Genomic DNA, 12,421 nt, shown 5'->3' on the forward strand with positions numbered 1-12,421 from the left:
GGGTGCTCCAGCACCATCCGAACCGCTCGCTCCCGCACTTCCGGAGAGTGTCTCTCTGACTTCTTCTTCATGGCTCCATCCTCTCAAAGGAAAGAGCCTCCGGAAAAGCCGGGGCGGTTCAATCGCGACAGCCTCGCCCAGTCGCGCCGACTCAAGCTCGCCAAGCTCGGCACGCACGCCCATCCCGCCGACGTCGATCTGCGCACCGCGCGCGGCCTCGGCAAAACACGCTGGCAGCAGCTCGCCAGCCTCAACTGGTTCAAGCAGCACCAGCATCTGCTGCTGATCGGCCCCACCGGCATCGGCAAGAGTTGGCTCGCTTGCGCACTGGCCAAGGCCGCCATCGACCACAAGCGCTCTGTGCGTTACCTGCGCCTGTCGCGGCTCGGCGAAGAACTCGCGCTGCTGCAGGCACAGGGTCGCATCAGTCATTGGCTCAAAACCCTCGCACGCATCGACCTGCTGATCCTCGAAGACCTCGGGCTCGTGCCGCTCGCCCCAAACCACCAGCCGCTGCTGCTTGAACTGCTCGAAGATCGCCAGCAACGCGGCAGCGTCATCGTCACCAGTCAGCTGCCGCTAAAACTCTGGCATGCGCAGTTCCAGGACCCCACCCTCGCCGACGCGATCCTCGACCGGCTCGTCCACAATGCCGAAAATGTCGAACTGACCGGCGAGTCCATGCGCAAACGCAAACCGGCCAACGGCGTCAAACCCGAAGCCGCCGCCTAAACTTCAACCGCCACGCTCAACCGACATCCGCCACTGGCTTCCCATGCGCCGGAATGGTGGCCTCCCATCAGCCGGAACGCTGGCTTCCCATGCGTCCGGAACGGTGGCTTCTCATGGGCGGAATATCCACACGTACGCCGTACCCTCGAACGTCGTCCTTCAGACGACGAGGCTCATCAAATTCACGACCGATGCCTCGCCCGCGGATACGAATTCAGATTTTCCCGGCTGGCACCGAACGACCTTTCGGGGTGCGTCAATCGGTCGCAGGCACGTAGGACAACCCGACGAGGTGCTGCGGCGCACTGACGCCCCGACTGGCGGATGCGAACCGCCTACCTCATGGATCTGACGAGAACCCTGTCGATGTCGATACCGAAGCGATACCGAGAACGCACTCGCGCCTTGAGCGCATACCCCTGCCAATCTCAGGAGTTGGGCCGGCGACGATTCCCGACGGCCATGTCGGTACATCCATGCGTTGCCCGGCGGCGCATGCAGCCTGCGACCGCCGGTCGCAGGCCTGCCGCAACGCCGATTGCTACGATTTCGCGATTTTCCGCCGGAATGACGCAGCCGTGAGCCGTCGCCTGACCACCCTGAAGCTGATTCCGCTGGTGCTTGCGACGACGCAAGCCTTCGCGGCACCGCTCACGCCGGTCGCACCGGATGACGGCACCACGCGCCCTCTCATCAAGCTGCGCGAGGTGAAGGTGCTCGGCCTTCAGCCGACATCGCTGCCGACGCAGATTCCCACGACCATGGAGGGCATCACCGGCGCCGAAGTCGTCGAGAAGATCAACGCGACCGACAGCGAAGACGCGCTGAAGTATTTTCCGAGCCTGCTCGTGCGCAAGCGCTACATCGGCGACTACGATCACGCCGTGCTGGCCACACGTGCGTCGGGCACGAGCAACAGCGCCCGCTCGATGGTCTTCGCCGACGGCATCCTGCTGTCGAACCTGCTCGGCAACGGCGCGACGTTCACGCCGCGCTGGGGACTGGTGGCGCCCGAAGAGATCGAACGCGTGGACGTGCTCTACGGCCCGTTCTCCGCCGCCTATGCCGGCAATTCGGTCGGCGCCGTCGTCGACTACGTGACGCGTATGCCGAAAGCCTTCGAGGCCCGTGCGCAGGCCGGCTACTACAGCCAGAAATTCGATCTGTACGGCACGCATGACACCTATTCGAGTTGGCAGTCGAGTGCGAGCATGGGCGCACGCAATGGTGCGTTCAGCTGGTGGTTCAATCTCAATCGGCTCGACAGTGAGAGCCAGCCGCTCGTTTTCGCGAACCGGCTGCGCAGTGCGGGCACGCCGGGTGGCTCGGGCACGGCGGTCGACGGCGCGTTTTCAGGACTGAACCCGCGCGAACAGCCGTGGCTGCTGCTTGGCGCGACCAATCAGGCGAACACGGTACAGGATCACGCCAAACTCAAGCTGAGCTACGACCTCGACGACGAGGTCCGTCTGAACTACGTGTTCGGCCTCTGGCGCAACGACGTACTCCGCGACTCGCAGAGCTATCTGAGCGATGCGTCCGACAATCCCGTCTACAGCGGCAACGTGGTCATCGGCGGCAGCCGCCATGCGCTGACGCCGACGGACATTTCCCTGCAGCGGGCCGAACTCGACCATCGCATGCACGGTCTGACGCTGCGCAGCAACCACGGCGGCAGTTTCGACTATTCGCTGAGCGCGAGCCGTTACGACTATCACCGCGACGAAGTGCGCTCGCCGTCGGTCGCACGCCCGGCGGCGGACCACGGCGGCACGGGGCGCATCGCCGACGGTCACGGCACGGGCTGGAATGCTGTGTGGCTGTCAGGCACCTGGCGCTCGGCTGACGGCGATGGCGACCACGTCGTCGATTTCGGGGCGCAGCGAGACGACTATCAGCTGCGGACCGCCGTGCTCACCACGAGCGACTGGATCCGCGGTGCACCCGAGGCGCGTTTCTCGGCTTTCGCCGGCGACGCGCAGCTCACGAGTTTCTACTTGCAGGATAGCTGGCGCTTCGCGCCGCGCTGGCGGACGACGCTGGGCCTGCGCCACGAGTCGTGGCGCGCCGAGAACGGACGGCTGTCGGACGCGACGCAAACGCTGCGCTTCCCGCTGCGCAAGGAGGAAAACCTCTCGCCGAAGGCGGCGATCGTCTACGACCTGACCGATGCATGGTCGCTCAAGGCGTCCACCGGACGTGCGGTGCGCTATCCCACGGTCAGCGAGCTGTATCAGGGCAGCATTTCCACGAACGTGATCGTCAACAACGACCCGAATCTGAAGCCGGAAAAGTCCTGGACGCAGGAACTGTCCGCGGAGCGTGCGCTGGAACGTGGCAGCCTTCGGGCGACGCTGTTCTTCGAACGCACGGCCGACGCGCTGTATTCGCAGACCAACGTGACGGTGACGCCGAACGTCACCAACATCCAGAATGTCGACCGGGTGCGCACGCGCGGCGTCGAGTTTGCCTACTCCGCAAGCGACGTCGTATGGCAGGGGCTTGACCTCAGCGCCAGCGTGACGTTCGCCGACTCCCTGATCACGCGTAACGACAAATTCCCCGCCAGCATCGGCAAATGGCAGCCACGCGTGCCGCGCTGGCGCGCCAATCTCCTCGGCACGTATCGCCTCGGCCAGTGGACAGCGACGCTCGGCGCGCGCTACAGCGGCCGTCAGTTCGGCTCGCTCGACAACGTCGACCCGAACGGCGATGCGTATACCGGCGTGAGCAATTTCCTGGTGCTCGACGCTCGCTTGCGTTACGTGCACGACGCGCACTGGAGCGGGTCGATCGGCGTCGACAATCTGAACAACCGTGAATACTGGAATTTTCATCCGTATCCGCAGCGCACATATGCGCTGGAAGTCCGGTACGACTACGACTGATGACGCGGCCCGGGCCCGAGTGAGGCGGTTTCGGCTTGAGGTTCCTCCGGAAAATTTCTTTGCACCTTGTCGAGTTGCGCCTGTCGTTGGACCGAAACGCCAGCGCGCATGATACGGTTTTTTCTTGTCGAAACTGAGGCCGCGCCATGCCGGCGCGACCGAATCAGCCGGTGACGGTTTCAGCGTAGGCCCTGATCCGCGCGAGTACTGTAGTTGGCTCGTCGTTGACCGCCGCGGCAGCCACACGAGCGCACCGGATTCAGGCCCGTATGCGCACTCCAGCAGACCCCGTACCGAACAGTTCTATGCCCGTGGATTTTGGCGCGGAGCGCAGCGGCAGCCACTGCGTGTTTTGACCGTCGGCGGAGTAATGCGCGCTGCCGACGATGAGGCGGCGGCGCGAGGTCGGCGCCGGGTCGTTGCGCAAGATTCCGATTGCGGGGGCGCAGCACACGCTGAGGCTGTCGAAGCGGCCGTCGAGCAGCACGACGAGGTGTTCGGGCTGGGTGAGCGCGTTCGGCAGCGTGGCCTGCAGGCGGTCGGCAGCAGGGTTATGGCTTCGCCGGTCGGCGGCGCGCCGTCGCGGCCTTCGAGCCGGAAGGTGATCAGGGCGAAGCCGTCGGTGGAGCGACGGCGGATGCGGTCGACGATGATCTGCGACAGGCGCGCGCGGTTGGCGAGTCCGGTTTCACGGTCGATGAAGGCCATTTGCAGCACGCGCGATTCCATTTCGTGCGCGGCGCGTGGCGGCGAGGTCGCGCGCGTCGCTGACGGCGAAGTCGATGCCGATGCCGAAGCCGAGGATCAACAGCGCCGCAATCGTGGTCGGCCACGGCAGCGCCGCGGCCGACAGCTCGTTGCCGCCGCAGCAGAACGCGCCGTCGGCGAATACGGCGGCGGCCATGCCGGTGTAGTGCATGCCGACGACGGCCAGGCCCACGATCGGCGCGGCGCCGATGCGCAGCGCGAAATCCTTACAACACGACGACGCTTGGAGATTCCGCCGCCGAAACCCGTTTTGTCGTGAAAGAATTTCGCGTACGCCTGCGCACAGGTTGACTTTCCCTGTTCGTTCCTCGCTGCACGGAATTCACCTCGAACGATCCATCCGCACCGCAGTCCGTTCGTCGTCGAATGGACTGCATCGGCGAAAGCGGCTCGCGGATGGGTCGCGATCGACACGGCTCGCGATCATGCGCGCTGCAGCAGTCGCCTTCTCCGATCGCCGCACGGTAAGGCGGACCATCCGCGCACGCATCGCCAGTGCGCCGCGCACGGATTGCCGCACTCGCTTGCACGAGGACCACGCGATCGACGTCGACGCAGCCAGTCCGCAAGTCCCGCCACGGCAAGCACTGCCCTTTCGGCCAATGCCGGACACCCGCACGGCCACGCACACTGTGCGATGCGACACCGCATGCCTGTCTCGACAAGGCGACGGCTCCGCTCCGTCCGGCGGAGCCGCAGCCAGATTCCGGCCAAGCTACACATTTGTGGATTGCCGCACAGTTCCGGATGTTCGGTATCGGAGAAAACTCGGCATCGGCGTCTGTCGCGCATGGCACGCGGCGACGATGATCGCGGATAGACGCCCGGCGCGACTGCGCCGGATTCGCTTCGCGGCATTGCACGGCCGGGGAGGCCGTGACGCCGGAATGCCAGGCAGCGCAAGCCTGCCGCGGCGTCGCTCCGGCGACTCTCCGCGGCAACGGCGTGACGGCGCGATGCCGGTGATCGAAGCTCGCAGCCGCATCGGGGGATGCCGGCGGCGAGGACGATGCGAATGCCGCGCCCCGCGGCGGCTCACGCGATCGTCGTGCAAGGCCGTCGCGGTCCGGCTCGCCGGGCAGTCGCGGCGATGACCGGCTGCGGGGGCAGTCGGAGCTGGATCGAATCGAACCACAGCAACGCGCCGCAGGCGTGAAACGCGGCGCGCCGTGATCCCTGCCGTCTCAAATTGGAGAAGTTCGCATGCGTCGTTCTTGCCTGACCCTGGCGGTTTCCTCCCTTCTGCTCGCCGCCGCGCCCGCGTGGTCGCAGCGCATCGCCGCGCCGGCTACCGATGATCCGCAGATTGTCGCCGCGCCGGCGGAGCTGATCGCCGCGCGGCGCGATTACCCGGCACTGTTCGCTGCCGCCTATGCGCGCTATCCGCAGTTGCCGGCCGGCTCGCTCGAAGCCATCGCCTATGTGCAGAGTCGCTGGGTCATGCTGGACGGCGCGACCCAGCCGCTGGCCGAGGCGCCAGCGGCGGTCGGTCTCATGGGTCTGTACAAAGGCCAGGGCTTCCGCGACCAGGTCGGCGAAGCGGCGGCGCTGCTCGGCGTCAAGCGCGAGCTCGTCGAGAACGACGCGTACTGGAACGTGCTCGGCGCCGCGGCGCTGCTGGCCGAACGGCGCACGCAGATCGCGCGCAGCGCAAACCAGGCCGACCTGTTCGCTGCGTATGCGGGTCTCGCCGACGACAAGAATCCGGCGATCGCCGCGTTCGCGCGCGAAGCCTTCGCCTACGACGTGCTGCTGACCCTGGATCGCGGCGTCGACGACGAAGGCATCCGCATCGCCGCGCGCCCGATCGCCTGGGAGCGCGAGTTCACACCGGACGCACTCGTACGCCAGCGCGCGCCGTTCGTGCGCCTGGACCTGCAGCGCGGCGCGGTGGAGATCGACGGCTACCGGGTCGACCCGGTCACCGAGGCCCTGACCGCGACCCGCGGCGCCGGCGATCCGGAACTGCAGAGCACCGACTACGCGCCGGCGCTCTGGGTCGCCTCGCCCTACTACCACGCGCGCAGCCTCGCGATCTCGGCCGTCGCGATCCACACCATGCAGGGCTCGTACGCGGGCAGCATCTCCTGGTTCCAGAGCAATCCGAACTCGGTCAGCGCGCACTACCTGATCCGCAGTTCCGACGGACAGGTAACGCAGATGGTGCGCGAGTCGCAGGCCGCGCATCACATCGGCAGCGAGAACGGCTATACCCTCGGCATCGAGCACGAGGGCTACGTCAACAACGCGAGCTGGTATACGACGGCGATGTACAACGCCTCGGCGGCGCTGACGCGGCATTTCTGCTCGCGCTATTCGATCAGCTGCGCGAGCGCCTACAACGGTCCGGCGCACAGCGGCGTGGTCGTGCTGTCCAGCTCGATCCGCATCAAGGGCCATCAGCATTTCCCGAACAATACCCACGTCGATCCGGGCATCAACTGGGACTGGCCGCGCTATTACGGCCTGCTGAATCCGGGCTCGGGCGGCACGACCACGCTGCTCGACACGTTCGAGAGCAGCGAAGGTCATTTCACCTCGACGCCGAGCTATTCGGGCAGCACGACGGGCATCGCCGCGACGTCGACGGCCGAGCGCGACTGCAGCATCGCGAAGGCCGGCAGCTGCTCGGAGCACCTGACCTTGATCGATGATGCGGCCAACACGAACGACTGGGCCGTGCGCTTCCTGTCCGGCGGCGGCTCGGCCGGCAGCAATACCGCGGTCGCGCGCAACGGCCGCGTCGGTTTCTGGATCTACGTCGGCGGCAGCGGCTTCAACGTCGGCGTCGGCGTCGACGACGGCGCGGCGACGGAACGCTCGGTGCTGCGCAGCGTGCCGGCAAACACCTGGACCTATGTCGAATGGAATCTGGCCGACGCCGCACAGTGGGACGCCTGGGTCGGCGGCAACGGCGCGATCGACGCGGCCACGGTCACGCTCGATGCGATCTGGCTCGAACGCGCGCACACCGCGTACACGGTGAATGCGTACGTCGACGACGTGCAGTGGCGGTCGAACTGAAGCAGTCGGCGGGAACGCCGCGGCGCAGGGACGCGCCGCGGCGCCGTTCGCCCGGAACCGCTCAGCTGCGCGGCTTGCCGTCGCGCAGCTGCTCGGCGAAGCGCAAGTTGGTTTCGACGCGCGTCTGCTCGCTTTCGGGCAGTTCGCCGTCGCTGAGCAGTTCCTCGCAGAGCCGCGCACTGAGCGCGCCGTCGCCGCAGTACCAGCTCGCGACGGCGAGCTCGTCCTTCGCGCGCCAGGCCTTCACGGCGCTGTCGACGAACAGCACGTCGCCGCTGGGCGGCTGTTCCAGCGCCAGGCGCGCGAACACGCTGGCCATGCGGTAGCGCTGCTGCAGGCGCAGATAGCGCGCGAAATCGCAGGGCGCCTCGGCACGCGACGGGCGAAAGTCGCAGGCGTCGACATAGGCCGCAACGATCTCCGCATGCGCGGCGCCGGTGCGTTCGAGCAGCAGCGCGATCTGCAGCTTCGCGAAATAGACCTCTTCGTCCCAGCCGCCGAGCGCGACGCGGCGGCGATAGGCCGTCAGCGATTCGGCGCTCTGTCCGGCGTCGCGCAGGCTCTGCGCGTAGTAGAACGCGTTGCGCGCATGGTTCGGATCGCGCTCCAGCGCCTTGCGCAGGATTTCCGCATCGCGGCCGTACTTGACGTGGGCCGGCGCCTGGCTGCGCGCGCCGTCGGAGAACGTGCGGATCTGCCAGCCGTGCAGCTTGCCGGCCTGCGCGGCGTGGGCCGAGACCAGCACCTCGTGCAGCACGCCTTCCCAATGCCAGTCCAGATCCAGACGCACGAGGCAGACGCGCCAGTAGCGCGTGACGCCGAACAGATATTCGAACATCTGGCCTGGCAGGCGCGGATCGGGACGTTCGGCGCCGTCGGCGAGCTGCAGGACTTCGTCGGCGTCGATGACGAGGGCCATCTCGCCGTGGCGGCGCGCGAGATCGAGCGCCTCGTTACGGTTGTGGGCAAAGTCGATCCAGGGCCGCTCGATCAGTTCGCCGGGCTTGCCGGCCAGCACGCGACGCACGATGTCCTGCGTGCCGTCGGTGGAGCCGGTGTCGGCGATGGCCCAGCTGTCGATGTGCGGCAGCACCGAGCGCAGGCAGCGCTCGATGACGGCCGATTCGTTCTTGACGATCATGGATAGGCAGACGCGCATCGGCCGATTCTGCCTGAGCCGGCGGGCCGGCGGAATCGCGCGGCCGGACCGCCGCCGAGTTTTCCCGCCGCGGAAATAATGACGCCGCGGCGGCATCCCTGCCCCGCGGCGTCGTCTGCGTCACACGGTGGTCGCGGCGGGCTTACCAGTAGAACTGGGCGCGCGCCTCGAGGATGTTCGGGTTGTCGTCGAGCTCGGAGCGCAGCGAGCTGACGTACTTGCTGCTGTCGACCTTGACGTAGTTGAGCATGAACTTGAAGTTGGAACGCCAGTACCAGTTCACGCCGAGCGTGAGGTTGTGCTCCTTGCCGCCGAGCACCGGGCTGTCGTTGAGCTCCGTCGAGTCGTAGCGCAGGCCCAGCTGCCACATGCCGGTGGCCGGATCGTCCGGCAGGTTCGTCGTCGGCAGGCCGGCCTTGTAGCCCCAGGTCTCGCCGGTCAGGTTCCAGACGCCGTAGACGTACCAGCTGTCGCCGGTCCAGTCCGGAGCGCTCGTCGCCTCGGTGCGCGAGACCGTGGAGCGCATGTACTCGCCCTGCACCTTGATCGGACCGCCGACCCAGAGGCCTTCGACGCCGTAGGTGCGCTGGCGGTCGGCGTTGAGGATGTTGCCGGTGTCGATCAGCCGGCCCGTCGAGAAGTCGGCGTCCGGGCGCACGCGCAGGCGCGCGGTGTCGGCGTCGGTGTCGTAATCCAGCGCCGAAATGCCGAAGTGCAGGATGTTGCCGGTCTCGGCCATCGGCGCGAAGTAGACGCGGCCGCCGAAGCCCTGGCCCTGGGCCAGATTGCGCGTGAGCTCGCGGCCGAAATAGCTGATCTGGTAGCCGAAGTTCGGCGTGTCGTCGCCGTAGGCGATGCCGGTGCGGCGGGCCACGCCGAACAGGTTGGTCACCATGGCCTTGGAGATGAAGTCGTTGTGGCGCGTGCTCGTCAGCTCTTCGAGGCTGTTGGGCTGCTTGTACTGGCCGACCATCAGGTAGTTGGTGCCGAGCTTCCACTTGATGTTCGCGTCGAGGTACTTGTTCGCCTTGCCGTCGTAGCCCACGGTCCAGTCGAAACGGCCGCCTTTGCCCTTGAGGATGACCTCGGCGCGGCGCATCTCGAACTCGGTGTCCTTGCCGTCGTTGCCGGCCGGCGACGCTGCGTTGAGGTCGAGGACATCGTTGTGGAACCAGTTGCCGTCGGCCTGCATCAGGCCTTCGAGACTGACTTCGCTGCCGTTGATGACATCGATCGCGATCTCCGCCTGGGCGGTTCCGGCGAACGCCGCGGCGACGGCGAGAGCGAGAAGACGCTGGGTACGCAGTTTCATGGTTAAGAGCCCGTGAGCGTTGGGAAGGCGCGCAGGGTATGTCGGGCTCGTTACCGAAATATTGCAGACATGCGTACGAAACGGTGACCGCGGCCGATTGTCATGTGTCGGCAATCTGCAGCGGTCAGGCTGTGGCCGGCGGATGTCCGGTCTGCGGCGCGGAACCACCCTAGCAGCGCGCTGCTACAGCGCCGCGGCAGCGTCATGTCCGCGGGCTGTCAGGAACTGCAGGACAGCATCGAACAGCCGGCGCGCGTGCGCGCCCAGTCGGGCCGGCGTTGCGCGAACGCGTCGCGGCCGGGCTGGTCGTCGTAGGGCCGGCGCAGCACGTCGAGCAGCTCGTGCACGCCGCCCATATCGCCCTGCTCGGCCCGGTCGATGGCCTGTTGCGCGAGGTAGTTGCGCAGCACGTAGCGCGGATTCGCCGCGCGCATGCGCGCGACGCGCTGCGCGTCGGGCAGTGCGTCGCGTGCCAGGCACTGCGCGTACCTGCGCAGCCAGGCCTCAAACGCGGGCCGTGCCGCGGCAAATTTGTCGGCGTCGTAGAACGCCGCGCGCAGCGCATCGACATCGCCGGCGGCGGCATCCACCTCGGCGAGGCCGCGGAAGAACAGAGTCATGTCGACTTCGGCCTCGCGCAGCAGCGCGTGCAGCGCCTGCATCAGTGCGAGCTCGTCGTCGCCGGCCTCGCGCAGGCCGAGCTTGGCCGCGACGTTGGCGCGGTCGGCCGCGACGAAGCCGTCGACGTAGCGCTGCAGTCCCGCATGGAGCCCGTCGTGGTCGGCGAACAGCGGCGCGATCGCGCCGGCGAGACGGCCGAGGTTCCAGTAGGCGATCTGCGCCTGCTGACCGAAGCGGTAGCGGCGGTGCTGGCGATCGGTCGTGTTGGGCGTCCAGTCGGGATCGAAGTCGTCGATCCAGCCGTAGGGACCGTAGTCGATCGTCAGGCCGAGTATCGACAGGTTGTCGGTGTTCATGACGCCGTGCACGAAGCCTACGCGCATCCAGTGCGCGATCAGCACGGCCGTGCGTGCGCAGATCTCGCCGAACCAGGCCGCGTAGAGCGCCTCGCTGCCCGGCGCCTGCGCCGCGGCGAGTTCGGGGAAATCGCGCGCGATCGCGAAATCGACGAGCCGGCGCAGCAGCGCCGTGTCGCCGCGCGAAGCCGGCAATTCGAAATTGCCGAAGCGCAGGAACGACGGCGCGACGCGGCAGACGATCGCGCCGGGCTCGTCGCGCGGATGACCGTCGTAGAACATGTCGCGAACGACGGTTTCGCCGGTGCCGATCAGGCACAGTGCGCGCGTCGTCGGCACGCCGAGGTGATGCATGGCCTCGCTGCAGAGGAATTCGCGAATCGACGAACGCAGCACGGCGCGGCCGTCGGCGCGGCGCGAATACGGCGTCGGCCCGGCGCCCTTGAGCTGCAGCTCCCAGCGCTGGCCGGCGCGATTGACCACTTCGCCGAGCGAAATTGCGCGGCCGTCGCCGAGCTGGCCGGCCCAATGGCCGAACTGGTGGCCGCCGTAGTTCGCCGCATACGGCTGCATGCCGGGCAGCAGGCGGTTGCCGCCGAAGACCTCGGCAAACGCCGGCGTCTCGACGTCGGCCGCGGCGAGATCGAGCAGCTGCGCGACCTCGCGCGAGTACGCCAGCAGCCGCGGTGCGGCGACCGGCGTCGGCGCCACGGCCGAATACAGCGCGCCGTGGACCTGGCGCGATTGCAGGCCGGATTCCGGATCGCCCGGCAGCTCGCGGACGAATGCGTTGTCGAAACGGAAATCGAGCACGACGGTATTCCTGACGGGTGCTGGCCCCGACTTCTGCAGATGCGGGCGCGCGGCGCGGTTTTCGAGGCTCGCGGCGGGCGGCTCAGAGCGCGCGGATGCGGCTGGCCAAGGTGTCGAGGAAGCGCTCCGGCAGCTGCGCCTGCACGGCGACCTGCCACCAGTGGGCCTGCGCGAACGCGCGGCATTTGATCGCGTCCTTCTCGGTCATCAGTACGGGCAGACCGTCGCCGAAGGCCAGGTCCCCGGGCTGGAACGCATGATGGTCGGAGAACGCATGCTCGATAGTCTCGATGCGGCAGGCGCGCAGACTGTCGAAGAAGCGGCGCGGATTGCCGATGCCGGCGACCGCGTGCACGCGGCGGTGGGCGAAGGATTCCAGCGCGACCTGGGCGCCGCCGAGCAGCGCCGTCGCGCCGTCGTCGCGCAGGTGCAGCTGCACCTCGTCGGCATGGGCCAGGCCGCCGTTGCAGACGCGGAAGTCCACGTGTTCCAGCCGCGACAGCGGTTCGCGCAGCGGTCCGGCCGGCAGCAGGCGGCGATTGCCGAAGCGGCGCGCGCCGTCGATCACGCAGATCTCGATGTCGCGGCGCAGGCGGTAATGCTGCAGGCCGTCGTCGGCGAGGATCACGTCGACGTCGCCGCCGCCCAGCAGCAGCTCGGCCGCGGCGACGCGGTCGCGGCCGATCACGACCGGCGCGCCGCTGCGCAGGTGGATCAGCAGCGGCTCGTCGCCGCCCGCGGGCGGCGA

The 12,421-nt window shown here is 67.6% G+C and carries 8 protein-coding genes; 4 read left to right on the forward strand and 4 right to left on the reverse strand.

Translation table 11 applies throughout. From position 1 onward, the window contains the following. The 4 genes from istB to NON22_RS12660 all read left to right on the forward strand — a co-directional run. Positions 1-732: IS21-like element helper ATPase IstB (gene istB / locus NON22_RS12645; RefSeq protein ID WP_257387303.1), on the forward strand; the 732-nt coding region annotated here is incomplete at its 5' end. A gap of 578 nt (positions 733-1,310) precedes the next feature. Further along, positions 1,311-3,620 (forward strand): TonB-dependent receptor, encoded by a 2,310-nt coding sequence (locus NON22_RS12650; protein ID WP_257387304.1) that lies wholly within the window; start codon positions 1,311-1,313, stop codon positions 3,618-3,620. 370 nt (positions 3,621-3,990) lie between these two features. Next, positions 3,991-4,647, forward strand: a complete 657-nt coding sequence (locus tag NON22_RS24995; protein ID WP_425507974.1) for a hypothetical protein — start codon at positions 3,991-3,993, stop codon at positions 4,645-4,647. Between the two features lie 944 nt (positions 4,648-5,591). After that, positions 5,592-7,412, forward strand: coding sequence for an N-acetylmuramoyl-L-alanine amidase (locus NON22_RS12660; protein WP_257387305.1), 1,821 nt, complete (start codon positions 5,592-5,594; stop codon positions 7,410-7,412). A gap of 61 nt (positions 7,413-7,473) precedes the next feature. Here the strand turns inward: NON22_RS12660 and NON22_RS12665 are convergent, their stop codons facing one another. The 4 genes from NON22_RS12665 to lpxK all read right to left on the reverse strand — a co-directional run. Then, on the reverse strand, positions 7,474-8,571 hold the full coding sequence (locus tag NON22_RS12665) for a glycosyltransferase (RefSeq protein WP_257387306.1): 1,098 nt from the start codon (positions 8,569-8,571) through the stop codon (positions 7,474-7,476). A gap of 142 nt (positions 8,572-8,713) precedes the next feature. After that, positions 8,714-9,883, reverse strand: coding sequence for an OprO/OprP family phosphate-selective porin (locus NON22_RS12670; RefSeq protein WP_257387307.1), 1,170 nt, complete (start codon positions 9,881-9,883; stop codon positions 8,714-8,716). Between the two features lie 218 nt (positions 9,884-10,101). Continuing rightward, positions 10,102-11,673, reverse strand: a complete 1,572-nt coding sequence (locus NON22_RS12675) for a protein adenylyltransferase SelO (protein WP_257387308.1) — start codon at positions 11,671-11,673, stop codon at positions 10,102-10,104. Positions 11,674-11,755: 82 nt separating this feature from the next. After that, positions 11,756-12,421 (reverse strand): tetraacyldisaccharide 4'-kinase (lpxK, locus tag NON22_RS12680; RefSeq protein WP_257387309.1); only part of this gene is annotated, 666 nt, incomplete at its 5' end.

The organism is Tahibacter caeni, assembly GCF_024609805.1.
Taxonomy (GTDB): Bacteria; Pseudomonadota; Gammaproteobacteria; order Xanthomonadales; family Rhodanobacteraceae; genus Tahibacter; species Tahibacter caeni.

Bases quoted from the DNA above. Each gene is read 5' to 3' on its own strand.
- NON22_RS12665 (WP_257387306.1), bottom strand. From the start codon at position 8,571: ATGCGCGTCTGCCTATCCATGATCGTCAAGAACGAATCGGCCGTCATC.
- NON22_RS12670 (WP_257387307.1), bottom strand. From the start codon at position 9,883: ATGAAACTGCGTACCCAGCGTCTTCTCGCTCTCGCCGTCGCCGCGGCG.
- NON22_RS12660 (WP_257387305.1), top strand. From the start codon at position 5,592: ATGCGTCGTTCTTGCCTGACCCTGGCGGTTTCCTCCCTTCTGCTCGCC.
- NON22_RS24995 (WP_425507974.1), top strand. From the start codon at position 3,991: ATGCGCGCTGCCGACGATGAGGCGGCGGCGCGAGGTCGGCGCCGGGTC.